General features: G+C 69.5%; 20 protein-coding genes and 1 pseudogene. 4 read left to right on the top strand and 17 right to left on the bottom strand.

What is annotated here, in order from left to right:
• Positions 1 to 72: 72 nt before the first annotated feature.
• The 8 genes and pseudogenes from L0C25_RS16075 to L0C25_RS16040 all read right to left on the bottom strand — a co-directional run bounded on the left by L0C25_RS16075 (position 73) and on the right by L0C25_RS16040 (position 9,257).
• The gene (locus L0C25_RS16075; protein WP_271632693.1) at positions 73 to 1,833 is read right to left on the bottom strand and encodes an LpqB family beta-propeller domain-containing protein; all 1,761 of its coding nucleotides are present in this window, start codon (positions 1,831 to 1,833) and stop codon (positions 73 to 75) included.
• Complete coding sequence (gene mtrB, locus L0C25_RS16070) at positions 1,833 to 3,557, bottom strand: MtrAB system histidine kinase MtrB (RefSeq protein WP_271632692.1); 1,725 nt, start codon at positions 3,555 to 3,557, stop codon at positions 1,833 to 1,835. Before mtrB ends, L0C25_RS16075 begins: the two co-directional genes overlap by 1 nt.
• A gap of 316 nt (positions 3,558 to 3,873) precedes the next feature.
• Positions 3,874 to 4,501, bottom strand: a pseudogene (mtrA, locus tag L0C25_RS16065) (MtrAB system response regulator MtrA).
• Between the two features lie 91 nt (positions 4,502 to 4,592).
• Positions 4,593 to 6,023, bottom strand: a complete 1,431-nt coding sequence (gene ahcY / locus L0C25_RS16060) for an adenosylhomocysteinase (protein ID WP_271632690.1) — start codon at positions 6,021 to 6,023, stop codon at positions 4,593 to 4,595.
• Between the two features lie 28 nt (positions 6,024 to 6,051).
• Positions 6,052 to 7,062, bottom strand: a complete 1,011-nt coding sequence (locus L0C25_RS16055) for an SIS domain-containing protein (RefSeq protein ID WP_271632688.1) — start codon at positions 7,060 to 7,062, stop codon at positions 6,052 to 6,054.
• A 172-nt stretch (positions 7,063 to 7,234) separates the two neighbouring features.
• Positions 7,235 to 7,405: a Trm112 family protein gene (locus L0C25_RS16050; protein ID WP_271636843.1), complete on the bottom strand. Its 171-nt coding sequence runs from the start codon at positions 7,403 to 7,405 to the stop codon at positions 7,235 to 7,237.
• A gap of 119 nt (positions 7,406 to 7,524) precedes the next feature.
• Positions 7,525 to 8,904 (bottom strand): phosphohexomutase domain-containing protein, encoded by a 1,380-nt coding sequence (gene manB / locus L0C25_RS16045; protein WP_271632686.1) that lies wholly within the window; start codon positions 8,902 to 8,904, stop codon positions 7,525 to 7,527.
• Positions 8,901 to 9,257: a DUF3499 domain-containing protein gene (locus tag L0C25_RS16040; protein ID WP_271632685.1), complete on the bottom strand. Its 357-nt coding sequence runs from the start codon at positions 9,255 to 9,257 to the stop codon at positions 8,901 to 8,903. Before L0C25_RS16040 ends, manB (L0C25_RS16045) begins: the two co-directional genes overlap by 4 nt.
• Positions 9,258 to 9,308: 51 nt before the next feature.
• Here L0C25_RS16040 and L0C25_RS16035 point away from each other — a divergent pair, with 51 nt between their 5' ends.
• Positions 9,309 to 9,755 carry a metallopeptidase family protein gene (locus tag L0C25_RS16035; RefSeq protein ID WP_271632684.1) on the top strand — a complete coding sequence of 149 codons (447 nt, stop codon included), beginning with the start codon at positions 9,309 to 9,311 and terminating at the stop codon, positions 9,753 to 9,755.
• Between the two features lie 30 nt (positions 9,756 to 9,785).
• Here the strand turns inward: L0C25_RS16035 and L0C25_RS16030 are convergent, their stop codons facing one another.
• The 4 genes from L0C25_RS16030 to L0C25_RS16015 form a co-directional block, all read right to left on the bottom strand.
• A complete protein-coding gene (locus L0C25_RS16030) occupies positions 9,786 to 11,270 on the bottom strand; it encodes a DUF5719 family protein (RefSeq protein ID WP_271632683.1) in 1,485 nt (494 codons plus the stop codon).
• A gap of 34 nt (positions 11,271 to 11,304) precedes the next feature.
• Positions 11,305 to 14,109 carry a glycosyltransferase family 2 protein gene (locus L0C25_RS16025; protein WP_271636842.1) on the bottom strand — a complete coding sequence of 935 codons (2,805 nt, stop codon included), beginning with the start codon at positions 14,107 to 14,109 and terminating at the stop codon, positions 11,305 to 11,307.
• A gap of 243 nt (positions 14,110 to 14,352) precedes the next feature.
• The gene (locus L0C25_RS16020) at positions 14,353 to 14,610 is read right to left on the bottom strand and encodes a WhiB family transcriptional regulator (protein WP_271632681.1); all 258 of its coding nucleotides are present in this window, start codon (positions 14,608 to 14,610) and stop codon (positions 14,353 to 14,355) included.
• Between the two features lie 203 nt (positions 14,611 to 14,813).
• Positions 14,814 to 16,517: a hypothetical protein gene (locus L0C25_RS16015; RefSeq protein WP_271632679.1), complete on the bottom strand. Its 1,704-nt coding sequence runs from the start codon at positions 16,515 to 16,517 to the stop codon at positions 14,814 to 14,816.
• 251 nt (positions 16,518 to 16,768) lie between these two features.
• On the opposite strand from L0C25_RS16015, the gene cofD reads away from it, so the two are divergent.
• Complete coding sequence (cofD, locus tag L0C25_RS16010) at positions 16,769 to 17,749, top strand: 2-phospho-L-lactate transferase (protein WP_271632678.1); 981 nt, start codon at positions 16,769 to 16,771, stop codon at positions 17,747 to 17,749.
• Entirely contained in the window at positions 17,746 to 18,753 is a 1,008-nt protein-coding gene (cofE, locus tag L0C25_RS16005; protein ID WP_271632677.1) for a coenzyme F420-0:L-glutamate ligase, read from the top strand. Before cofD ends, cofE begins: the two co-directional genes overlap by 4 nt.
• Here the strand turns inward: cofE and manB (L0C25_RS16000) are convergent, their stop codons facing one another.
• A complete protein-coding gene (gene manB, locus L0C25_RS16000) occupies positions 18,754 to 19,821 on the bottom strand; it encodes a mannose-1-phosphate guanylyltransferase (RefSeq protein ID WP_271632676.1) in 1,068 nt (355 codons plus the stop codon).
• Between the two features lie 272 nt (positions 19,822 to 20,093).
• Between manB (L0C25_RS16000) and L0C25_RS15995 the strand changes: the two genes are divergently transcribed.
• Positions 20,094 to 20,834, top strand: a complete 741-nt coding sequence (locus L0C25_RS15995; protein WP_271632675.1) for a TIGR03089 family protein — start codon at positions 20,094 to 20,096, stop codon at positions 20,832 to 20,834.
• 4 nt (positions 20,835 to 20,838) lie between these two features.
• Here L0C25_RS15995 and L0C25_RS15990 read toward each other — a convergent pair whose 3' ends face one another.
• From L0C25_RS15990 to glf, 4 genes are read right to left on the bottom strand one after another with little or no spacing between them, the layout of a single operon-like run.
• Positions 20,839 to 21,600 (bottom strand): ABC transporter ATP-binding protein, encoded by a 762-nt coding sequence (locus tag L0C25_RS15990; protein WP_271632674.1) that lies wholly within the window; start codon positions 21,598 to 21,600, stop codon positions 20,839 to 20,841.
• A complete protein-coding gene (locus tag L0C25_RS15985; RefSeq protein WP_271632673.1) occupies positions 21,600 to 22,484 on the bottom strand; it encodes an ABC transporter permease in 885 nt (294 codons plus the stop codon). Before L0C25_RS15985 ends, L0C25_RS15990 begins: the two co-directional genes overlap by 1 nt.
• A complete protein-coding gene (locus L0C25_RS15980) occupies positions 22,481 to 24,562 on the bottom strand; it encodes a glycosyltransferase (RefSeq protein ID WP_271632672.1) in 2,082 nt (693 codons plus the stop codon). The genes L0C25_RS15985 and L0C25_RS15980 overlap by 4 nt, the downstream gene beginning before the upstream one ends.
• Entirely contained in the window at positions 24,559 to 25,731 is a 1,173-nt protein-coding gene (gene glf / locus L0C25_RS15975; protein WP_271632671.1) for a UDP-galactopyranose mutase, read from the bottom strand. The genes L0C25_RS15980 and glf overlap by 4 nt, the downstream gene beginning before the upstream one ends.
• Between the last annotated feature and the right edge of the window lie 46 nt (positions 25,732 to 25,777).

Genomic DNA, 25,777 nt, shown 5'->3' with positions numbered 1-25,777 from the left:
ACCGTCAGCGTGCCGCGGCGTACGCGCCGGCGTCGCCCGACCGCGCGGGGCTGTGGACGGCCCGGTGGATCGTCAGCCGGCGTAGTGCGGCGTCCAGATCTTCTCGTCGCTGATCTTCGACCAACGTTGCGTGCTGTCCAGCTTCCAGACGCCGCCGTCGTCGTCGGCAACGTAGATCGGGTCACTGATCCGTCCGGACGCCGCCACGGACACCGCCCCGACCTCCGGCAACGACGGCTGATCGACGGACACGCCCCCGGAGATGCTCGAGCCGTCGATCGCGACGACGTATGGCTGGCGGCTCAGGGCGCCACGGTCGGCAAGCAGCACGAGGTGGGTCGCGTCCCGCCAGGCCACCGATCGCAGGTTCTTGAGATTGCTCGAGTCGAGCCGCACCCGATGCACACCCTCGACCTCGACCGGCCTGTTGTCCTTGCTGGAGCGCCGGATGTAGCCCACGTACGCGGCGGCGTCGCGACCGTCCTTCGCTCCGGGCGGCAAGGCGATCGCGGCGAAACGGGTGCCGTCGGGCGAGATCGAGATGCTCGTGACGCGCATCCCGTCCAGTTCGCCGATCGGGATCGACCGCAGCTCGCCGCCCTCGTGCCACACCGCGATGCTCGTCGACTCCTTGCGCGCATCGACCAACCAGAGCCAGTCCAGGGGGTCCCAGCGCGGAGCGAGCAGATGGTCGCCGACCAACACGGTCTTGCGGTCGGCGGCGTTGATCGCGAGCGACCCGACCGAGGCCGTCGTCCGCCCCTCTTCGACGACCGCGATCCGGTCCTCGTCGCCGTTGACCGCGAAATCGTCGATATCGGCCCGCGTGCCCTCCCACGGCCCCGCGAACTCGTGCACCTCGTCGTCCTGGATGACGACCAGCCGACCGTTGTGCATGGCGAAGAGATCGCTCGGCTCGGACGAAACCGACGGGTCGTACTGGTCCCACGCGTTGGTCGGCTGTACCTCGTCGACGCCGGACACCTCGTACGGCACGTCGTCGACCAGGATCCGTACGCCCTCGACACCGGGCACCTGCCGCAGGGTGAGCACGATCTGTGCGGACATCAGCTTTCGGGAGTCGGCATCGAGGTCTTCCAGATCGCCTGCGAGCCTGACTTCGGCGATCCCGCCGTCACCGACCCGGACCGACACCTCCAGCTCGGTGTCCTGCGGAATGAACGTCGTCGCCGCCTCGCCGAGCGCGTCGGACGGACCCTGGAGCAGCCCGTCGATCGCACTGGTCGCGAGCTGGTCACCCTCGGGCAGATAGACCGGATCGGGTACGGCCGATCGGTGCGAGTCGTTGATGAAGTAGAGCGAGAGCGGCAGATAGTTGCCCTCGAACTGACTCTCGTCGAGGAGGTACGCGTCGGGCGGGTCGGCGATCCGCCACTGCCCGTCCTCCTTCTCGAACTTGAGGTCGAGCGCACGGTCGTCACCGAACGTCGGGGTGAACCCACCTCGCCGGCCGAGGGACGCGTAGGTGTCGAGGACCAGCTCGACGCGGTCTCCGCTCATCTCCTGCTGCGTCTCGGAGTTGTAGACGATCGTCTCCTGGTCGGGGTCCCAGCTGTCGGCTGCCTTCTCGGTGAGGAACTCCCGCGCGACCTCGCTCGTCACCGGCTTGGCCCTCATCGCGTCCAGGAACTGGCCGATCAGCTCCTCCGGCGACGCGCCCGGCTGCGGGCCGGGCGGCGTGTAGAGCGAGTCGACGGCCTTGTCGGTCGTCGAGTCCGCGGTGTGCACGGTGCCGGTGTCGGGGATCGACGCACAGCCGGCGACCGCCAACGCGGCCGCGGCGACGGTTGCCATGAGTACGCGTCGCGCCATCAGTCGTCCACCCCCACCTGGGTCATCCGCCGCCGGGTCGTACCGGCGTCAGCGGGTACGAGGGGCAGCGGGGACCGCTCGACGTCCTCGCCCGCGTGCCTCGGCAGGGTCAGCCGGAACTGCGCTCCCCGGTCGGGCTCGCCCCAGGCCTGTAGCCACCCTCCGTGCAGGGTCGCGTCCTCGAGCGAGATCGCCAGCCCCAGGCCGGTGCCGCCGCTGGTACGCACGCGCGAGGGATCGGCCCGCCAGAACCTGTTGAACACCAGCTGCGCCTCGCCCGGGCGCAGGCCGATTCCGTAGTCGCGTACGGCGAGCGCCGCACTCGCCGTGGATCCGGCCACCAGCAGGTCGACCTGCTCGGACCGGCTGTAGTGGATCGCGTTCGCGACCAGATTGCGTACGACCCGCTCGATCCGCCGCACGTCGGCCTCCACCTCCACCGGCCGAGACTGCGCGCGTACGGTCAAGGTCACGCCATGGCGCTCGGCGAAGCCTCGGTAGTAGTCGGCCACGCGGTCGGCGACCTCCGCCAGGTCGACCCGCTCCAGCTCCAGACGTGCGGCGCCGGCATCGAACCTGCTGATCTCGAGCAGGTCGGCCAGCAGCGCCTCGAACCGGTCCAGCTCGTTCTGCAGCAACTCGGCCGAACGCGCCGTCATCGGATCGAAGGTCTGCCGCGCGTCGTGGAGCACGTCGGCGGCCATACGCACCGTCGTCAGCGGCGTACGAAGCTCGTGGGAGACGTCCGAGACGAACCGGTGCTGCACCCGCGACAGCTCCTCGAGCTGGCGGATCTGTTTCTGCAGGCTGCTCGCCATCTGGTTGAAGGACACGCCCAGGCGGGCGATGTCGTCCTCGCCGCGCACATGCATGCGCTCCTCCAGCCGCCCAGCCGCGAGCCGCTCCGCGATGCGGCGGGCCAGGCGAACCGGCGTCACGACCTGCCGGGTCACGATCCACGCCACACCGGCCACCAGCAGGACGAGGGCGATGCCGGCATAGATCATCGCGCTGGTGATCTGGTGCAGGGTGTCGTCCTGCTCCTCCATCGAGAACAGGTAGTAGAGCGAGTACCGGTTGCCGTTGCCCGGCATCTGCACGACCCTGCCGATGGCGATGGCGGGGACGTCGTCGCCATCCTCGCTCAGCGACAGGTCGGTGTACGTCCAGTAGATCTTCGGCGGACTGTCCGCGTCGGCATTGTCTCCCGCGGCGACACGTACCTTCAGATCCTCCGGGATGCTGCCCTTCTCGAGCTCCGACAACGAGCGCATGCCCGTCTCGCCGGCGCCACCGTCGTCTGCGGACGGCAGCGGCCCCTCCAGCACCACCTCGTACGCGCGCGCCGACCCGCCCTGCGTGACGAGGACGTCGTAAAGCTCGCCGAGCATCTGCGACTCGTCGAACGCGCCCTGCGTCGGGCTCGCGCTGATGTTCTCCTGCGCGGTCGAGAAGCCCTCCTCGGCGACCGACACCGCCGCCTCGCGCCGGTTGTCGACGAGTCCCTCGGCGACCTGACGAATCAGCACCCAGCCGACGAGCCCGATCACGATCGAGCAGAGCACCAGGGTGCCGATGACGACACGGGCCTGCACGGACCGCCGCCACACCCGTACCGCGAGCACGAACGGCCGGGTGACAACGACGAAGACCCGGCGGAGCAGCGCGACCGCGTGCGTACGCAGGCGGCCAACCGACTCGCCCGACAGATAGCCGCTCGCCACCGTTGCTCGCGCCGCGGGCTCACCGCTCGGCCTCGGTGAGCGCCCGCCGTCCGCAGGGGGCGCCCTATCGGCGCCACGTCCATCATCCGCCGGCGACTCGCGTACCCCGCCCGGCATCGGCTTCGGCCGGTCGTCCGCTCTCGTCGCGGACGGCGCTCGTTCCTCGCGCCGGCCACTCCGATCGCTGCCTTCCTCGCCGCTCATCCCTGCCGGTCGCGCTCGGTCGTCCGCTCTCGTCGCGGACGGCGCTCGTTCCTCGCGCCGGCCACTCCGATCGCTGCCTTCCTCGCCGCTCATGTCCGTCGGCCGCTGTCCATCACGACCCCGCCTTGTATCCCACCCCACGTACCGTGAGAACGATCTGCGGGTGCTCGGGGTCATGCTCGATCTTCGAGCGCAGCCGCTGGACATGGACGTTCACCAGCCGCGTGTCCGCGGCGTGGCGGTAGCCCCACACCTGCTCGAGCAGCACCTCCCGAGTGAAGACCTGCCACGGCTTGCGCGCGAGACACAGCAGCAGGTCGAACTCGAGCGGCGTCAGCGAGAGCTCCTCGTCGCTTCGCGTGACGCGGTGGCCCGCGACGTCGATCGACAGGTCGCCGATCGTCAAGGTCTCCGGCGGCGCCTCCTCGAACCGGCGCATCCGCGCGCGGATGCGGGCGATGAGCTCCTTGGGCTTGAACGGCTTCACGACGTAGTCGTCGGCACCCGACTTCGAGGCCGAGGACGATATCGACGGTGTCGCTCTTGGCGGTGAGCATCACGATCGGGACACCCGACTCCGCACGGATCGCCCGACACACATCGATGCCGCCGATGCCCGGGAGCATCAGGTCGAGCAGGACGATGTCGGGCTTGTGCTCACGGAACGCGGGCAGCGCACCATCGCCCGTACTGCAGACGACCGGCTCGAAGCCCTCGTTCTCCAGGACGATCGTGAGCATCTCCGACAGCGCGGTGTCGTCGTCGATGACGAGAACCCGCCCGCCGCCGCTCACCTTGTCGGTCGTGGTGTCCACACGTCTCCCTTGCCGGTCAGTATCGGTAGAGCTCCGACTTGTACGGGCCGGCAACATCGATCCCGAGGTAGTGCGCCTGATCCTTCGTCAGCTCGGTCAGGTCGACGCCCAACGACTCGAGGTGCAGCCGTGCCACCTCCTCGTCGAGGTGCTTGGGAAGCACGTGCACGCCGATCGGGTAGCTGTCTGCCTTGGTGAAGATCTCGATCTGCGCCAGCACCTGGTTCGTGAAGGAGTTCGACATGACGAACGACGGGTGACCCGTCGCGTTGCCCAGGTTGAGCAGCCTGCCCTCGGAAAGGACGATGACGGACTTGCCGTCGGAGTACGTCCAGACGTCGACCTGCGGCTTCACCTGCTTGCGCTCGACGCCCGGGGTCTCGGCCAGGCCGGCCATGTCGATCTCGTTGTCGAAGTGGCCGATGTTGCCGAGGATCGCCTGGTGCTTCATCGCCGCGATGTGGTCGGCGGTGACGACGTCCTTGCAGCCGGTCGCGGTGACGATGATGTCGGCGTCGCCGACGACGTCGTCGAGGCGTGCGACCTGGTATCCGTCCATCGCCGCCTGCAGTGCGCAGATAGGGTCGATCTCGGTCACGATCACGCGAGCGCCCTGCCCCCGAAGGGACTCGGCGCAGCCCTTGCCGACATCGCCGTAGCCGCAGATCACGGCGACCTTGCCGCCGATCAGCACGTCGGTCGCCCGGTTGATGCCATCGACGAGCGAGTGGCGACAGCCGTACTTGTTGTCGAACTTCGACTTGGTCACCGAGTCGTTCACATTGATCGCGGTGAACAGCAGCGTGTTGTCGCGCGAGCGCTCGTACAGGCGGTGGACGCCGGTCGTCGTCTCCTCGGTCACACCCTGGATCTTCTCGGCGATGCGGGTCCACTTCTTCGGGTCTTCCTGGAGGGAACGACCCAAGACCTTCAGGACCTCGCGCAGCTCGGCGTTGTCGGTGCTCTCGGGCGGTGGTACGACGCCTTGGTCCTCGTACTCCTTGCCGAGGTGGACGAGCATCGTCGCGTCGCCGCCGTCGTCGAGGATCATGTTCGCGTCGCGACCCTCGGGCCACGTCATGATCTTCTCCGCGCAGTCCCAGTACTCGGCGAGCGACTCGCCCTTCCATGCGAAGACCGGAACTCCGGCGGGCGCGTCCGGCGTGCCGTCGCGGCCGACGACGACGGCCGCCGCCGCGTGGTCCTGGGTGGAGAAGATGTTGCAGCTCGCCCAGCGGACCTCGGCACCGAGGTCGACGAGCGTCTCGATCAGTACGGCGGTCTGAACCGTCATGTGCAGTGAGCCGGCGATCCGAGCGCCGGCGAGGGGCGCAGACCCGCTGTAGCGCTCGCGCATCGCCATCAGCCCGGGCATCTCGTGCTCGGCGAGGGTGATCTCAGTGCGGCCGTACTCGGCAAGACTCAGGTCGGCAACGTTGAATTCCATGTGTGCCAGCGTAGCGGTCGCGACCTCCTCAGGCGTCGGAGAGGGCTATGCCGAGGTAGGCGGCGAGGTACGTACCGAGTCCGAGGGCCGACGCGTAGCGCGCAAGCTCGGACCCTTGGGTCTCGCTCACGGACTCGACCGGTACGTCGCAGCGCTCGGCCTCCTCGACGAGTCGTACGCGCTCGGCGATCACGGATGCATCGTCGGAGCCGTCGTCGACGACCAGCACGCTCGCGCGAACCGACGAGTCGCCGGACTCGAAAGGATCGGCGAACACGTCCTTCGGCGGCGTGCGCTCGAGCACGGGCAGCAGGTGGTCGACGTCCGCCGCGAACGCCGGCCTCCCGGTCTCGCGGCGGATCGCCTCGGCGATCCTCCTCGCCGCACGCGCCGCGAGCGCGGAGCCGCCCCACAGCAGCGGCGTCCCGTCAGCGAGCGACAGCGCGAGCAGCTTCGCCGGATTGGTTGCGGAGTCGACGAAGGGCGAGCAGCGCGATGCGACGCCGTCGAGCGCCAGCGCGACCTCCTCGCCGTCGACCGCCGGACCCAGCCGCAACCGCGCCATGGCCTGGAGAAGTACGACCGCACCGGCGAGCGAGTCGTCGCTCTGGGTGGTCAGCACCGTCGAGTGCGGACCGGCGGCGAGCTCCTCGATCTGCGAGCCGCGGATCGAGGTGAGGATCAGCGTCGAGCCTCGCCTGCGGGCCTCTGCGACGGCCGTCGCGGCACCCGCGTCGCCGGTCGCCTGGGCGAGTACGACGACCGTGTCGAGCGGCCCGGTCCAGCCCGGCAGGCCGGGGCCCGGCCAGGCGACGAAGGGTACCGGGCAGGCCGACTCGAGTACGGCGCGAAGCAGCCGCGCACCCTTGCCCGCCGCGACGACGGCCCGCGGCATCCCTTGCTCTGCTAGGGACTCGATGGACTCCGCCGACAGCTGCACCTCTGCGCGTACGCGCGCGCCGGCCTCGGCCAGGAACCTCAGCCGTTGGTCGGCCGCACTGAGCACCTCGGCGTCGTCGAGACGGCTGTCGTCGAACATTAGGTCGTGCCTCCTTGTGCCGCGCCGACCAGCGAGCGGGTCTACGCGCCCGATCTGGCAAGGCGCGGGAGCGAAGTTGTAGTTGGCTTCTCCTGCGAGCGACCGTAACGCCGCCAGGCGGGATGCGGAGGCACGCGAGCCGGCGGGGTATGAGGAGGCACGACCTTACGCCTCAGGAGTTCGGGGCGTCGTCGGCGACCGTCAGCACGGGGATGCCGTCGCGCACCTCGTACGTCTGCGGACATGCCGCACACACGAGCGCCGACGCCTCCTCGTCGACGGCCAGCCGGGACCGACAGACCGGGCAGACGAGGATCTCCAGTAGCGACGCGTCCAGGTTCATCACGCCCCCAGGATGCCACCGCCGGCGCCTTCCAGCCGGGTGCCCGCCCCGTGGGCATGACGTTTCGGTGCGACACGCCGGCGTGTCACGACCCGAACGTCATGCCCACGGGGCGGATGTCACGCGCGGCGGATCAGGTTCAGGACCTCGTCGCGCAGTGCCTCCATCGACGCGTGGTCGAGCGCCTCCACGTTGAGCCTCACGACCGGCTCGGTGTTCGAGGCACGTACGTTGAACCACCAGCCGGGATGGCCGACCGTGACGCCGTCCAGGCGGTCGACCTCGATCTCGTCGGTGCCGTCGTACGCATCGACGACCCGACGCATCGCGGCGACCGGGTCGGCGACCGTGCTGTTGACCTCGCCCGACGCCGAGTACAGGTCGTACGGCGCGAGCAGCTCCGATAGCGGTACGTCCGCGGAGGCCAGCGCGCCGAGCACGTGCAACGCGGCGAGCATGCCCGAATCTGCGAGGAAGAAGTCGGCGAAGTAGAAGTGTCCCGAGTGCTCGCCGCCGAAGCGCGCGCCGGTGCGCGCCATCTCGGCCTTGATCAGCGAATGCCCGACCGGCGTGCGTACGGGGACGCCGCCGTTCGCGGTGATCGTCTCGGGCACGGACCGCGAGCAGATCAGGTTGTGCAGGATCGTCGCCCCCGGATGGTCTCGCAGCACCCGTGACGCGATCAGACAGGCGATCGCCGATCCACTGACCACCGCACCGGTCTCGTCGACGACGAAGCATCGGTCGGCGTCGCCGTCGAACGCGAGACCGAGGTCGGCTCCGTGCGTGCGCACGGCCGCCTGCAGGTCGACGAGGTTCTCGGGCGCGAGCGGGTTCGGCTCGTGGTGGGGGAACGTCCCGTCGGGCTCGAAGTAGAGGGGCACGAGATCGACCGGCAGCAACTCGAAGACCACGGGAGTGGTCACCCCGGCTACCGCGTTCGCGGCATCGACGACGACCCTCAGCCGTCGACCATGCACGGGAGCCAGCCCGACGAGACGGTCGGCGTACTGCCCGGACAGGTCCGTCGGCGTGCGTACGCCGCGGGGCCCGATTCGTATGGTCTCGCCGGCGAGCAGCGCCTTCGCCCGCTCGGCGACCTCGGCCAGCCCGTCATCTCGGCCGATCGGCCGCGCGCCGCGCCGACAGAACTTCATGCCGTTGTCGCGTGCGGGATTGTGGCTCGCGGTGATCATGATGCCCGGCGTGTCATGCTCTCCGGATCCGAAGTACAGCAGGTCCGTCGAGCAGACACCGACGTCGACGACGTTCCAGCCGGCGGCCGTCAGCGCGTCCGCGACCGCGGCGGCGATCGGCTCCGATGAGGTACGCAGGTCGCGACCCAGCACGATCGGGCGCTCGGCACCCGGATCGACGTGCTCGGCGAACGCCGTCGCGTACGCGGCCGCCAGCTCCGGATCGAGCGGGTCAGGTGTCGCGCCGCGGACGTCGTACGCCTTGAGGACGGCGTCGACTCGCGCGCTGGTCGGCGGCGTCACGGCTGGTTCGAGCGCAGCACCCGGAGGTGGCCGCGGCGGCCGACCTCGACGCCGTCTCCCTGCGGCTCGGGCGCCTCGACCGGCCGCGCTGCCTCGCGCACGGCGTCGGCGAGTGCCTCCAGGTCGTCGTGCGACGGCTGCATCGCATCGGGATCGGGAGCGAGCCGAAGCACCTCCCAGCCGCGCGGCGCGGACAGCCGCTCGGAGTGGAACTCGCACAGGTCGTAGCTGTGCGGCTCGGCGTAGGTCGCGAGCGGGCCGAGCACCGCCGTCTGATCCGAGTACACGTACGTCAACGTGGCGATCGCTTGTCGCGCGCAGGCAGTACGCGAACAACGGCGGACTGGACTCACGAGGCAGACGGTACCTGTCCGTCCCGCGCGGCTGTCGTTAGGCTCACCGCGATGAGGCCGAAAGCAACGCACGCACCCGCGCGATCGGGTCGACGGCGCGATCGCCGCGGGCGAGGGACGCGCGGTCCGCTCGCGTTACCGGGTCCGTTGGCACCCGACGGCGTGCCGGCCCAGCGGTCACCCGCCGAAGAATTCGACGACCTCGTCCTCGCCGTCGTCGACCGGTTGCGCACTCGATTTCCCGAGCGGGTCGACGCGGTCGAGTTCGCCGTCGAGGACCATCCGCTGCTTCCCGAGGAGTGGGTACGCCACGTTCCGTACGCAAGCAGCGTGCCGGAGGGACCCGATACCCGTGCCCGGGTGGTGGTGTTCCGCCGGCCACTGCTCACCCACAGCGAGGACGCCACCGATCTCGCCGACTTGCTGCTCGACACGCTCATCGAGGAGCTGGCGGTGCTGTGGGGAGTCGACCCCGACGACCTCGACCCACCCCGCTGACCCGACGCTCCTGCACCGCCGACCCGTCGGTCAGCGCAGCCCCCGCGATCCGACCGCGGGGCGGACGACCGTCGACGGCAGCTCGGTCAGCGGCACGGTGCTCCAGTCTTCGCCGTCGGCGAACGTCGCGGCGGCGCGTGCGCCCTGCCCGGACGAGGCGAGGGTGACGTACGCGGCGTCGGAAGCGCCGGTCTCGTCGACGGGGTCGAACACCGTCGTCCGGCCGGCCTCCAGCTCGAGGTCGGCCTTGCCGACCGACTTGCCGCCGGCGTCGTACGCGCGTACCTGCAGCGCAGTCGTGCCCTGCAGCTCCGCCGACGACGCGGCGACCTCCACCGACGTGTCGTCGATCGCCACGGGAACGGCGACCGGACCGCTGAAGGGATCGGCTGACGAGGCGTACGCGACGTCGTCCGACGACAGCGCACGAACGGCTCCCGTGACCGGAACCTCCGACTCGAGGCGGACCGACATCGCCGCCTTGTCGACCTGGTCGGGCAGGGCCAGCTTCTTGACCGCACCCGCGCCGACCGACGCGCTCTCGAACCCACTCGGCGTGAACTCGCCGTCCTTGCCCAGCACGCTGATCGACACGTTCGCGGCACGGTCGCCGGGATTGGCGATGACCAGCTCACGGCCGTCGGCCCCAGCCGGTACGCCCGCGACGACGGAGTCGGTCGACGGAGCGGCGGCCGACGGCAGGTAATCGGAGCCCCGGTGGGCGGCGATCTCGCCGGTGGCGTCGAGCACCGACGCCGACACCGTCCCGCGACTCGTCTGCACCGACAGCGCCAGCTCGTCCTCGCCCGTGCCCAACCGCTCGAGCGGCAGTCGCGTCGTGTCGCCGGGCTCGACGACGATTCCAGCACCCCCGACGACGCTGACCTCCCCGTCGGTGCCGTACATCGCGACGTCTACGACCGCCTCGACCTCTCCTGGGTTCGTCAGCACCAAAGTCGACGCATGCTCGGCGGTGCTACCCGCGCCCACGAACCACGACTCCGCATGGGCGGACGGGCAGCCCTGAACGGCGAGGCCCGACCCGAGCGCACCGGGCGGCCGGGTCGTGGCGAACGCGCTGCTGTACGGCGCGAGACCGCCGCGGGCGTCCACGATGACGGCGGATGCCTTCCCCCCGGGAACCGACGCGTCCGCCCACGTACCCGGGCCGTCGAGCTTCAACGCCGACACGTCCTTCCCATCGGGAGACGTCGCAGCGGTACTGGACCCGTCGCCCGACGCGTCGTCGGACTGCAGAGTCGTGCTTCCGACGTCGAGCGCGGGCGGCGTCGTCTTCGCTGTGCCGAACGTCGCGCAGGCCCTCCCGACGGCCGAGATCGGAGCGGTGCCGGCAATGCCTTCGGTCGCGGCCGGCGCCACGTCGTCGCCGCTCGTACGAGTGGCGGCGACCGCAAGCAACGCCGCCACGACCAGCACGACCACTGCCGCGAGCAGCACGGTCGTACGTGCGCCGCCGCCTCCTGTCGGCCGCGGCGTCTCGATCCGTCTACTCATGGCGCAACCTCCACGATTCGGTCTCGCCACTCATTCATGCCCGCCTCCTGCTGCGCCTGCCGGGTGTCGCGACCACGAGGACCACGACCAGGACGGTCAGCTCGGCGGCGACGATCCACGGCCGCAGCGCGTTGCCGTCGCCCTCGGGAGGATCGGCCGGCGACTCGAGCATCCACACGCGTGAGCCGGGCACACTGCTCCCCGACGGGGTGATGCCTGGCGCGGAGTCGAAGGCGACCGTCACCGACTCGTCGACGGGTGGCCTGGCATAGACCGCATGGACCCCATAGCCCGCCAGCTCCTCGACGTCGTCGGCGGTCGGGTCGGAGGCCAGCGCCGAGACGAGGGTGGCGAAGTCCGGATTCGCGTCGGTGGCGGGCATGACCGACTCATCGCCGAGTCGCGGCCCGTCGTCGGTGTGTACGGAGTACGTCAACGCCGCGCCGTCTGCGGTGTCGAGTACGACAACCGATCCGCCCGTCCGCTCCGCGTCGGCCGCGAGGTACGCCGGCAGGTCACTCGGGTCACCCCGACCGACCGCGCCGCCGTCGGCGTGCAGCACCCACCAACCGGCCATCAGCACCGGCGCGGACAGCCCGACCACGAGTCCGGCGACCCCGAGCGTACGACCCAGCGCGCGCCCCTCACCCGCCCCCAGACCGTCGAGCGCGATCGCGCCACCGGCGGCGAGGGCTGTGAGCCAGCAGACCGTGGCGAAACCGACCCATGCCGACGTCTCCCCCGAGATACCGGGCACCTCGAAGGTCGTACCCGCACCGATGACGGCGAACGCGAGACAGATCAACGCGACGAGCCACGCCCACAACACCGCTTGCCGTCTCCGCGCGGGGATCAGCGCGGCCAGTCCGACGGCGAGCAGTCCCACCCCGAACAGCGCGGGCGCGGCGTACGGCCCACCGGCCTGGCCGAGCGCGATGTCGAGAACGGTGGGCTCCAAGGAGCCGAACCCGCCGTCGGCGAGCCCGGCCTCCCACCACCACAGGCCCGGGTCGAGCGCACGCTCCCACATCCAGGGACCGAGGACGCCGAACGGCACGACCGCGGCCAGGCCCAGCGACAGCCACTCACGCCCGCGGCCGCGCAGGCCGACGGCGATCACGAGCCCACCGATGGTCAACGCGTACGCGATCGGCACGAATGCAGTGAGCAGGCTCAGCCACAGCCCGACCCGAAGGCCCTCCTGCCAGCCACGACGCAGCGACGAGCGCTGCACGAGCGAGATGGACGAGTTGACGACGACCGGCGCCAGGACGAGACCGAGCAGCGTGCCGAAGCGCCCCTGTCCGAGTGCGCCGGAGGCGACGACGGCGAATGCGTACGCGAGTGCCCACGCGATCTGGAGCCGGCCGGACGACAGGAACCGTCGCGCCAGACGGTGGGCGGTGAGCGCCGCCAGCGGGACGGCGCCGATCACGACCACGTCGACGACGAGTCCGGGATGGCCGAACGTCACCACGGACAACGCGGCGAGCACGAACGCATACGGCGGGCCGAACGCGTCGCTGCCGAGACCGACGTCGTGCCAGGACGCGGCGAAGGTGCTCCACCACGCGCCGGTCGTTTCGGGTGCCGGAAGCAGCGCACCCCCCGAAAGGGATCCGCCACCGATCAGGCCCCAACAGGCGACCAGCGAGACGACCGTCAGGGCCGCGACGACACACGCCCATGGATGGCGTCGCGCAAAGGCGACGAGCCCCCGGTCGGGTTCGGCCTCGTCATCGAGGTCGGCGACATGGGAGTACTCGACGACCATCGCACGACGACCGGACGACTCCGCGTCGGGCGTTCTCGCGAATCCCCACAGCACGTCGCCGACCTCGTCGATGCCATGCCGGTACGGGATCGTCCACGCCGGCAGCAGGTGACGTACGTCGCCGGGTGCGACGGTCGAGGTCGCGGCCCGGCGTCGGCGCGCGGCGAGGATCCGCCATGGGCGTACGTAGACCGAGAACAGGGCGGCGAGCTCCTGACGAGCGTCGCCGGGAGCCTTGACCAGGACCAGACCGATCACGCGCAGCAACGAACCAACGAACAGGCGCACGGACTGCCAGCAGAATCCCGGCAGGCTCGCGTTGCTCAGCAGGGTGTACAGGGCGCCCTCGCGCGCGTCGCGGCGCGGGCTCGGGTGAACCCGCCGCGCCGTCGGACGTTGCGACCGGGCGCTCGCCTCGGCGTGGAACATGACCGACCGCGGAACGACGCGCGTACGACCGCCGTGTCGGGCGACGCGCCAGCCGAAGTCGACATCGTCGAAGTACAGCGGAAGCTCGGGATCGAGGCCGCCGAGGGCGTCCCACAGGTCGCGTCGCACGAGCATTCCCGCGCTGCTGACCGCGAGTACGTCGCGTGCGCGGTCGTGCTGGCCCTGGTCGGGTTCGCCGCGCTCGAGTCCGGTCTCGCGATGGCCCGTGCCCGTGATCGAGACGCCGACCTCCAGAAGCCGCCGAAGCGTCGGCCACTCCCGGAGCTTGGGGCCGACGACGTCGGCTCCGGTGGAGAGCGCGTCGTCGAGCAGCCGCTCGAGTGCATCGGGGGCCGGCGCACAGTCGTCGTGAAGCAGCCAGATCCACTCGGTGCGTGGCAGCGCGTCGAGGCCCGCGCGTACGGCATCGCCGAAACCGGTGCCGGAGGCGACACGCACGATCAACGACTCGTGGAACGTCCCCGACAGCAGCGCCGGCGTATCGTCCTTGGAGTCGACGTCGACCGCGATTCCGCTGCCCGCGTGGAACGTCTGGGCGCCGAGCGCGGCGAGCGTCTGAGGAAGCCAGCGGGCGCCGTTGTGCGTGACGAGTACCGCAGCGACGGTCGGGGGGATTCGAGAGCCACGCCTGGTCGGGCGGGTGCTCGTCCTCGAAAACTGCGGTCATGCATACCTTCGGGGTCGGCGGTAGGCCAACACGGCCTGGGGCGCGGACCACTCTAAGGCGTGCGCACAAACCGCGCGTTCTCAGTCATCGGAGACACGGCCCGCCATCGACGGACACGCACCCACCGACCGCACGCAGCCGCCGCAGATCGCGACCCAGCGCCGTGCGGCGCCCCGGCAACCCCCCGGTCTCTACACCGCCCTGCGTTTCAGCTTCCGGCGTTCCCGCTCCGAAAGCCCTCCCCAGATGCCGAATCGCTCGTCATGGAGAAGGGCGTACTCGAGGCACTCGTCGCGTACCTCGCACGTGGTGCAGACACGCTTCGCCTCGCGTGTCGACCCACCCTTCTCCGGGAAGAACGCCTCCGGATCCGTCTGCGCGCACAAAGCGCGCTCCTGCCAACTCAACTCTTCTTCGGCGTCAACCGGGAGCAGCTCTGGCTCTGCCATGGTCTCGCCTCCTTGACCCCTTGCTAGACCCCGTTGGTGTGCGTCGCTTCCCCGTACCCGAGAGCAAGAAGTAACGACACGTATGAAATTACATGCCTGCAATACGCGAAAGTCAAGCCGCGGCCTGCTATACGCAGGCCCGAACACGACACGCGCCCGCACGGGAACCGTGCGGGCGCAGCGTCGAGGCTACCGATCCGGTCTCAGGAACTCGGGTTCCACCAGCCCGGACGATCGTTGGACTCGGTGCCTTCGTCGGTCTCGGACGACTCGCTGTCCGTCGACTCATCGGCGGCCGGGTCGAATACGCTCGTCTCGTCGTTGCTCGACGCGGGAGGCTGCCCCCAGGAGGAGTCCTCGGCGCTGTCCTGCGCTGGACTCCACGCCTGCGTCGTCTGCTCCTCGGGGCGCAGCTGACCGTCCCACTGCCCCGGAGGGTTCTCCTGCGGCTGACCCCACGACGGCTGCTGCTGGGGATCCGGCTGCTGCGGCTGACCCCACGCAGGCTGCGGCGGCTCACTCTGACCGTCCCACTGCCCCGGAGGATTCTCCTGCGGCTGACCCCACGACGGCTGCTGCTGGGGATCCGGCTGCTGCGGCTGACCCCACGCAGGCTGCGGCGGCTCACTCTGACCGTCCCACTGCCCCGGAGGATTCTCCTGCGGCTGACCCCACGACGGCTGCTGCTGGGGATCCGGCTGCTGCGGCTGACCCCACGCAGGCTGTGGCGGCTCACTCTGACCGTCCCACTGCCCCGGAGGATTCTCCTGCGGCTGACCCCACGACGGCTGCTGCTGGGGATCCGGCTGCTGCGGCTGACCCCACGCAGGCTGTGGCGGCTCACTCTGACCGTCCCACTGCCCCGGAGGATTCTCCTGCGGCTGACCCCACGACGGCTGCTGGGGATCCGGCTGCTGCGGCTGACCCCACGCAGGCTGCGGCGGCTCACTCTGACCGTCCCACTGCCCCGGAGGATTCTCCTGCGGCTGACCCCACGACGGCTGCTGCGGATCCGGCTGCTGCGGCTGACCCCACGCAGGCTGCGGCGGCTCACTCTGACCGTCCCACTGCCCCGGAGGGTTCTCCTGCGGCTGACCCCACGACTGCTGCTGCGGATCCGGCTGCTGCGGCTGACCCCACGCAGGCTGACCGAACTGACCCGGTGCCGCCTCCTGCGGCTGACCCCACGAGGAGCCGGCTGCGTCCTGCGGCTGCGCCTGACCGTCCCACTGCTGCGGCTGCGCCTGACCATCCCACTGCTGCGGCTGCGCCTGACCATCCCACTGCTGCGGCTGCGCCTGACCGTCCCACTGCTGCGGCTGGGCCTGACCGTCCCACTGCTGCGGCGGCGCCTGACCGCCCCAAGCGCCGGCCTGCGGTTGGCCACCCCACTGGCCCTGCTGAGCACCCGCCCACTGCTGCTGGGGCTTCGGCGTCGACGGCAGCGCCTGGAGGGTGACCAGGCAGAAGTAGATCGCGGCACCGACGAAGGCGAGCAGGACGATCATGGCGAAAGTGCCGCCGACCTTCTCCGCCCCTGCGAGGCCGCCAAGCCCGCCGAGGATGCTCTCCAGCGCACGGTCCTCGACGCCGAGGCTCGCGATCCAGGTGATGAGCCCGAGCAGGCCCATCACGCCGAGCAGCGCCAGCGCAGCGATCGTGATCGTGCGTGCCTGCTTGGTCGGCTCACCTAGGTGCGTGACGAGAAGAACGGCCGCCACGACGAGGAGTACGTAAACCGGGTTGACGAGGTCGCCCTGCACGATGGCGGCCTTCAAGCTGAACTCGACGCCGGGCCCGAAGTCCTTGAAGAGCAACGACAACGACACCAGCACGAGCGCCGCTACGACGCCGAGCAAGACGAACGCCAAGAGCTCACGGAGCTTCTTGGTGGATTCGGTAACCACTGTTTCTCCCCACACCAGGTGTTTAGGTCCGGACCTAGCCTGCCATAGGTCAGGGGTGATGCGGAGAGGGGCGCTGGATAGGGAACGGTCCCGGGCGCTCGGTTGCCGATGTGCGGGAGCGAATCCGGACTGGACCTCCGCGAGTCACCGTGAACGCAGGCGGCGGGATGGCCGGGTACGCGACCGCGGCGATGCCCTTCCGCAAGGCCTCTGGGGGCGGCAGTCGGATCCGGTGCCGCACAATGAGTTCCATGCACCTCACCGCACTCTCCGGTGGGATCGGCGGCGCCCGATTCCTGACCGGACTTCGCTCGATACTCCGCCCGGGCGACGACCTCACCGTCATCGGCAACACGGCCGACGACGTCTGGCTCTTCGGCCTCAAGGTCTGCCCCGACCTCGACAGCTTGATGTACACACTCGGAGGCGGCATCGACGTCGAACGTGGTTGGGGTCGAGCCGACGAGACCTGGCACGCCAAGGAGGAGCTCGCGGCGTACGGCGTCGAACCCACCTGGTTCGGCCTTGGCGACCGCGATCTCGCCACGCACGTCGTTCGGACCCAGATGCTCGGCGCCGGGTACACGCTGACCCAGGTCACCGAGGCGCTGTGCGTACGTTGGCAGCCCGGCGTCCGGTTGCTGCCGATGAGCGACGATCGCGTAGAGACGCATATCGTGATCGACGACGAGTCGGCGGCGAGCGGCCGGCGAGCGGTGCATTTCCAGGAGTACTGGGTACACATGCGTGCATCCGTACCCGTGCGCGGGGTCGTGGAGGTGGGCGTCGAGCAGTCGAAACCCGGACCGGACGTCCTCGATGCGATCACCGCGGCCGACGCCGTGATCGTCCCGCCGTCGAATCCGATCGTATCGATCGGCACGATCCTCGAGGTGCCGGGTATCCGCGAGGCCGTACGTGCCGCCACGGGTCCCGTCGTCGGCGTCTCGCCGATCGTGGGAGGAGCCGCCGTACGCGGTATGGCCGATCAGCTACTCGGTGGCCTCGGCATCGAGGTCAGCGCGTCGGGGGTCGCGCGGCACTACGGGGCCCGCAGCAACGGCGGGGTCGTCGACGGCTGGCTGGTCGACGAGCGCGATCGCGCGGCGGCCGATGAGCTCTCGGACGCCCAGATCGCGTGTCGCGCGGTCCCGCTGCTGATGTCCGACGCAGACGCAACGGCCACGATGGCCCAAGACACCCTCGACCTCGCCGCCGAGCTGGCGCGATGAACGCCGCGCCCGACCCGGATGATCCGGCCCCGCTGGAGATCGTGCCCGTCCGGGGCATGCCGGAGGTCCGACCCGGCGATGACCTGGCCGAACTGATCTCGGCCCGGCTCGACGGTCCGCTCGGTGCGTACGACGTGGTCGTGGTCACCAGCAAGGCGGTGAGCAAGGCGGCCGGCCTGGTGACGACGACCGACCGCGAGGCACTCGTCGACGATTCGACCGAACGGGTCGTCGCCCGCCGTGGTGCAACCCGGATCGTCCGTACGAAGCACGGGCTCACCATGGCGGCCGCCGGGGTCGACGCCTCGAATACCGATCAGGGCACTGCCGTCACCCTCCCGACCGACCCCGACGCGGACGCGGCGGTGTTGCGTACCGCGCTGACGCGCCGCTACCCCCGGACTACCGGCCGGCTCGGCGTCGTCGTGACCGACACCGCCGGGCGCGCGTGGCGGATCGGCCAGGCCGATATGGCGATCGGGTGTGCCGGGCTCTGGCCCCTCCGGTCGTACGCCGGCGTGCGCGACCCGCACGGCAACGAGCTCCAGGTGACCGCCCCGGCGATAGCCGATGAGATCGCGGCCGCGGCCGACCTCGTGACCGGCAAGGTCGCCCGCCTTCCCGTCGCCGTCGTACGCGGGCTGTCGCCTGCGTACTTCTGCGACGACGCCGGACCGGGGGCCGCGGCGCTGATCCGCGACGAGCAGGGCGACCTGTTCGGACTCGGCGCGAACGAAGCGGTGCGCCAGGCGGTCGGGGCCGGTACAGCGCGGCCCCGAGGTTTCGTCGCCCTCGACGACGACGTGATCGCCGTGGCGCTCGGTGCCACCGACGACACGGTGCTCCGGGTGGCCGTCGACGGCGGCCGGGTCGTCATCACGCCCGCCGACGGCGCCTCTCGAGAGGCGACCCTCGTCGCCTTCGGCGCGCTCCGGGAGCGACTGCGCATCCTCGACCGCGCCTACGGCACCGACCACGCCGCGGGCGCGTCGCTCGACGGTTGATCAGCCGCTGCTGAAGCGAATCGCGCCGTCGGGGATGGTCGCGCCACACGCCACGCGGGCACCCGCGGTGAGCTCGCAGTCGGCTCCGACCATCGCATCGTCGCCGAGCGCGGTCCCCCGCAGGGTCGTACGCATGCCGACACGTGCGCCCGGGCCCACCACCGAGTCGATGACGGCGGCACCGTCGGCGATCACGGCGCCACCCATCACGACGCTGCCGTCGACCCGCGCGTTCGCGCCGAGCCGCGCGCCACGCGACACCGCGGAGCCACCACGCACCGATGCCCTCGAATGCACCTCTGCACCGCTCTCGACGTATCGCTCGGAGGGCGTGTACGGGTAAGCGGGCGTGCGCACGGCGCCGGTCACGATGTCGCGCGAGGCCTGCACGAGGGCCTCCGGCGTACCGACGTCGAGCCAGTAGCGATCCTCGACATGCCCGATGATCGCAGCACCGGAACGCAGCAGCTCGGGAAACGTCTCGCGCTCGACCGAGACCTCGGCGCCGGCCGGGATCGCATCGATCACCGAACGGCGGAACACGTAGCAGCCCGCATTGATCTGGTTCGTGACCGGATCGGGCGACTTCTCCAAGAAGGCAGTGACGCGTCCCGCGTCATCGGTGGGCACGCAGCCGTACGCCCGCGGGTCGGCGACCTCGACGAGGTGCAGGCTCACGTCGGCGCGGGCAGCCGCGAACTCCTCTGCCTGCAAGGCGATGCTGTGGCCCGAGAGCTGGTCGCCGTTGAGTACCACGACCCCCTCGTCGGGACGCATCGCCATCGACTCGGCGGCATGCCGGATCGCGCCCCCGGTGCCGAGCGGGTGGTCCTCGGTCTCGACCCGGACGGTGACGCCGATCCCCTTCGCCGCAGTCACGATCGGCTCGAACTGGTCGGCACGGTACGACGCGGCCAGCACGACCTCGGTGATGTCGGCATCGGCGAGCTTGCTTATCTGGTGCATCAGGAACGGCACACCGGCAACCGGTAGTACGTGCTTGGGGTGGCGGGTCGTCAGCGGTCTCAGCCGCGAACCAAAGCCCCCGGCGATGATGATGGCGCGCATTGCGATCATCGTATCGCCGGCGTACGCGGGTGCATGGGCGCACCACCCGTTCTATCGGCGCCCAACAACGGTCACCGGAAGCCTCTGCCGCACTCGAACGAGCACCAATGCTGCAGAAACGATGGGCAACGACCGCGGCGCTCGGCTTGTGGTCTGTTACGGCGTCCGTCATTGGGCACTTGCTCAAGCGGTAGAGCCGTAACGGACCACAAGGTGTCGACCCGTAGCGGCCCACAGCGGACACGAACGGGACCACCTCTAGGCTCGGCCACGTGACCATCCCGAACCTCCTCGCCGATGCGGTCGCGCGCGATCCCGCCCGGCCCCTGCTGACGTTCTACGACCTCGCAACGGGCGAACGTGTCGAGCTGAGCCGAGCGACCACGGCCAACTGGGTGGCGAAGACGGCGAACATGCTGCAAGACTCCCTCGCCGCCGGCCCCGCGTCGACGGTTGCGATCGACCTGCCGCCGCACTGGGAGCGCGCCGTATGGATGCTGGCCGCGTGGGAGGTCGGGTGTGTCGTCCACCTGAGCCCGACCGACACCGCGTACGACGTCGCGGTCGTCGGCCCAGAGGCGCTGGACGCCACGCTGCCGTCCGCCGACGAGGTGGTTGCGCTCTCATTGCGCCCGCTCGGCGCACGGTTCGCGGGTCCGCTCCCGCCGGGCGTGATCGACTACAACGCCGAGGTGCTCGGCCACGGCGACCACTTCGCCGCGTACGACCCGCCGGGCAAGCAGACCGCCGCGGTGGTCGTCTCCGGCGACGAGTGGAACCACGACGACTGTGTCGCGGCGGCCGAACGCCGCGCCGCCGGATGGCGCGCGACGGCACCGCCCCGCGTACTCACCGGCGGCCCGACGGCCGACGCCGACACCGTCGAGATCCTGCTCGGTGCGCTGGCCGCCGACGGTTCGGTCGTCCTCGTTGCGCACCCGCGTGACGACCGGCTGGACGCCCTGAAGACCGACGAGCACGTCACCGTCGTCGACGCGCTCCACGGACGCTGAGCGTTCAGAAGTCGGCGGAGCCGTCGGGGTCGAGGTCGTCGTCGGCGTCGTAGTGCAGGCGCTTCGCGGCCTCGTCGACCGAACCGTCGAAGACCAGCCGACCGCGTTCGAGCACGATCGCGCGATCGCACAGCTTACGTACCTGGTTGGTGTTGTGGCTCACGAACAACACGGTCCGGCCCTCGCTCCGGATCTCGTGGATGCGCTTCATGCACTTCTTCTTGAACGGCGGGTCGCCGACGGCCAGCACCTCGTCGATGATGAACACGTCGGAGTCTGCGGCGATCGCGACCGCGAAGCCGAGTCGCGCCTTCATCCCCGACGAGTAGTGCTGCACAGGCGTGTCGAGGAACTTGTCGATCTGCGCGAAGTCGAGGATCTCGTCGAACTTCCCCTTCGTCTCCGCCTCGCTCATGCCGTTGAGTGCAGCGTTGAGGTAGATGTTCTCCCGCCCCGACAGCTGCTTCTGGAACCCGGCCGAGATCTCGATCAGCCCGGCAACGCGCCCGCGTACGAGCACCTCACCCGAGTCGGGGCGGAGCACCCCGTTGATGAGCCGCAGCATCGTCGACTTGCCGGAGCCGTTGAGGCCCATCAGGCCGATCGACTGGCCCTCCTGCACGTCGAACGACACGTCGTCGATCGCCATGAACGACTCGTTGATCGCGACGCCCTTGCGCGCCGCGACGAATCGCTGCTTGAGCGTACGCGCGTTGTGCAGGCTGAACTTCTTCGAAACCTGGTCGACGACCACCGACTGTGCCATCACATGTACTCCGCGAATCGGCCCTCGAGGCGCGCGAACACCCGCTGGGCGATGACGACGAGGACGACCATCGCGACGAGCATGATGCCGCCCTTGAGCAACAGGTCGTCGGGCAACGTGCCAGGGGGACGGTCCTCGATCGTCTCGTACCAGAATCCGCGCTGGGTCAGCATCACCGACATCGCGATCGGGTTGAACTGGTACGGCACGCTCACGGCCGGGCCGAGCTCGGTGACGTGGGTCCACGCGTAGATCATCGGCGTGAACCACATGACCATCTGAGACAGCGTCTGGGAGAAGTTGTTGAAGTCGCGGTACACGACGTTCAGAGCGCCCGCGATCATCGAGTACGCGAGCCCGAAGAGCCAGATGATCGCGAATCCGAGCAGCACCGCGACGGTGCCCGTCACGGAAACGGTCCAGCCGGTGAAGATGCAGGCGATGATCAGGATCACGTACTGCGGAAGGGTGTGGTACGACGAGACCAGCAGCGACGTCATCGGCAGCATCTCGCGCGGTACGTTCATCTTGCTCACGAGCTGGCGGTTGCTGGTGATCGACTTCGTGCCGGAGTTCATCGACTCGGTCGCCATGTGCACGATGATCAGCCCGCACAGGATGTGCAGCGGGAAGTTCTCGACCTCCCGACCCATCTTCAGGCCGACGCCGATCACGACGAGGTACATCACGAACCGGAAGCCCGGCTTGATGTAGCTCCAGAGCAGCCCGAGCAGGCTGACCTGGTAGCGGTTCTTCAGCTCCTTCTGGACGAGCAGCTTCAGCAGGTAGCGCCGGCGGAAAACCCCGAGAAGGCCGCTCGCCTCGCCAGGAGGTCGTAACGGACCGTGCGGATGGTCGTCCGCGCGCTCAGGCGCCATCGTCATGACGAGGTACTCGTGCTTTCTCCTGGCTCGCTGGCGGGCGGCGTCCCGTTGGCGGCGCTACTCGGCAGCGTCGCATTGGCCTCGGCGTCGGCGAACGTACGCTCCCACGCCTCCCAGCCGGTGAGGTCGTCCATCGCCGCGCGGTACTGGCGGACGAGCTGCGGCCACTCGCGGTGCATCCGCTCGTGCAGGCTGACCGTGCGGGTGAGGAGCCGTTTGAACGTGTCGCGGTCGCGCCTGTACCACGACGCCGACGTGCCGTCGGTCGTCGATACGACGGCGGAGTCGAACTGTGCGAGCCGCCACCACTTCGCGTCTGCTGCCGCGATCTGTGCTTCGGGGTTGAACTCCGCTTCCGCGCGCGTCGGGCGGAACTGCTTGATGCCGGACATACCCGCGGCGACGACCTTGCCCATCATGCCGCTGATGTCGCCCGCGCTGCGGCCGCGCTTCGGCGGCTTGCGCAGCCGGACGCGCGGGAAGCGGTCGGGATGCGGCGCCATCTGCGCATCGGCGTGCGAGCTTCGCTTCGCGCGTACTTCCGCCAGCTTGGTCCCGATCTCGGCGTGCAGGTGCTCGGGGCCGCGGAGGATGTCCTCGAGCGCATCGAGCCGGAGGTCGGCGGTGGAGTACTGCATCGACAACAGGTGTTTGATCTGGTGCCGGAAGCTCTGCCGGATCACGCTCCCGCTGCGGTCGTACGGCGAGTGCAGCAGCGCCGCGACCGTGCGGTTGCGCTGGTGGTAGTACGCCTGCCAGTCGAGCGCGTCGTTCTTATCGGTCCACGGCACATGCCAGACGGCGACACCGGGCATCGTGACGGTCTGGAAGCCGGCCTCGCGGGCGCGAATGCCGTACTCGGAGTCGTCCCACTTGATGAACAGCGGCAACCCGAGACCGATCTCGTCGATCACCGTGCGCGGGATCAGACACATCCACCAGCCGTTGAAGTCGACGTCGACGCGGCGATGCATCCACCCCGTGCTACGCAGCCCGTGCGCAGAGAAGTCGTGCTCGGGGTGTACGTGCGGCGCCGGTCCCCACCAGAAGTGGTACAGGTTGACCTTCTCGCCGAAGCTGTGCAGCTGCGAGCGCTTGTAGAGGCTGAACATGTGGCCGCCGACGATGGTCGGGTTGGTGCACAGGTCGCCGAACACGAGCGAGCGCAGGACGCTCTCGGTCTCCGCGACGATGTCGTCGTCGAGCAGGAGTACGTAGTCGCTCACACCGGCCTTGGCGGTCTCGTACTGCGCGCGCGCGAAGCCGCCCGAGCCGCCGATGTTGCCCTGGTCGATCATCCGCAGCTTCGTGCCGAGCGCGGCCGCGACCTCACCGAAGAGCGCCTCGTCGGCGACCTTCTGGTTGCCCTGGTCGACGACGATGAGCTCGTCGATGCGCTCCATGACGTCCTTGTCGTTCGCCAGCTGGCCGAGCAGCTCGACGCACGAGTCGGGCCGGTTGTACGTCGTGATGCCGATCGTCACGGTGCCCTGGCGGGCCCGCTCGACCGGGACGTCCGCGCACCAGGCGGCCTCCTCGAGGATCGCGTCGTCGCCGCCTGCGAACACGTCGAACCAGTACCAACCGCCATCCGCGAACGGCTTGAGCGGTAGCCGGAACGCGAACTCGCCACTCGGGTCGTCGTCGGTGTTCGCGGAGTCGACCCGCTGCGAACGACCGTCGGGCGTGGAGCGGTACACGATCACGGCGGCATCGCCGCGTACGCGCACGCGCAGCACGACCTCGGACAACACCGACCACATGCGCCAGTAGCTGGCCGCGAAGCCGTTGAAGTACGTGCCGAACGACGCGCGCTGATCGGCCGCGATGCGCATCCGGTGCCGACCGAGGACGTTCTCGGGGCGGCGTGTCGACTGCATCGCATCGAACGCCGGCGCCGCCGACTCCTTTGCGGCCGCACGCGAACTTCCCGGCTCATCCGCTGTCATCAGCATGCCGGCGCTGTAGTCGACGTACAGCGGCATCACGTCGAGGTCGCGGTCGGCCGGGAACACGACGCGCTGCAGCACCCTGGTAACTGTCTGGGGCGCCTCTGCGGGCGCCTCGGTCTGCGTCATGCCTCTACTCCTCCGCTTTCGAAGGTCGCGCCCTCCGCGAAGTACGGACGTACCAAGTTGTCGAACATGGAAAGCGCCGAGCCGATCGCCATGTGCATGTCGAGATATTTGTACGTACCGAGCCGTCCGCCGAACAGCACCTGCGTCTCGGCATTCGCGAGCTCGCGGTACTTGAGCAGCTTCTCGCGGTCTTCGGCGGTGTTGATCGGGTAGTACGGCTCGTCGCCCTTGACCGCGAACCGCGAGAACTCGCGCATGATCACGGTCTTGTCTTTCGGGTAGTCGCGCTCGGGGTGGAAATGGCGCGGCTCGATGATCCGGGTGTAGGGGACGTCCTCGTCGGCGTAGTTCATCACCGGCGTGCCCTGGAAGTCGCCGACCGGCTTGACCTCGTAGTCGAAGTCGATGGTGCGCCACGACAGGTCGCCCGCGGCGTACTCGAAGTACTGGTCGACCGGACCGGTGTAGACGACGGGAACGTTGCCGACGATGTCGGAGCGCAGGTCGAAGAAGTCGGTGTCCAGCTTGACCTCGATGTTCGGGTGATCCGCCATCCGGGTCAGCCAGGCGGTGTAGCCCTCGCTCGGCAGGCCCTCGTAGGTGTCGTTGAAGTAGCGGTTGTCGAAGTTGTAGCGCACCGGCAGCCGGGTCAGCGTCGCACCGGGGAGCTCCTTCGGGTCGGTCTGCCACTGCTTGAGCGTGTAGCCGCGGAAGAACGCCTCGTACAGCGGCCGCCCGACCAGCGAGATGCCCTTGTCCTCGAAGCTCTCGGCGGTGGCGCCGTCGATCTCGGCGGCCTGCTCCGCGACCAGCGCGCGCGCCTCGTCGGGGCTCATCGCCTTGCCGAAGTACTCGCAGATCGTGGCGAGGTTGACCGGCATCGGGAAGACGCGGCCCTTGAAGATGGTGAACACACGGTGCTGGTAGCTGGTGAACGACGTGAACCGGTTGACGTACTCCCACACCCGCTTGTTGGAGGTGTGGAACAGGTGCGCGCCGTACTTGTGCACCTCGATCCCGGTGTCGGGGTCAGGTTCGCTGTACGCGTTGCCACCGATGTGGTAGCGACGGTCGAGCATCAGCACCTTGAGCCCGAGCTCGTTCGCGCAGCGTTCGGCGATGGTCAGTCCGAAGAGCCCGGATCCGACCACCACAAGATCAGCGTTCACGTTGCGTACTCCACCTTTTCGATTGAGATTCGGTGCCAAGGACGAG

The sequence above is a fragment of the Solicola gregarius genome (genome assembly GCF_025790165.1).
Classification (GTDB): Bacteria; Actinomycetota; Actinomycetes; order Propionibacteriales; family Nocardioidaceae; genus Solicola; species Solicola gregarius.
This window is presented reverse-complemented; position numbering and strand designations above follow the sequence as displayed.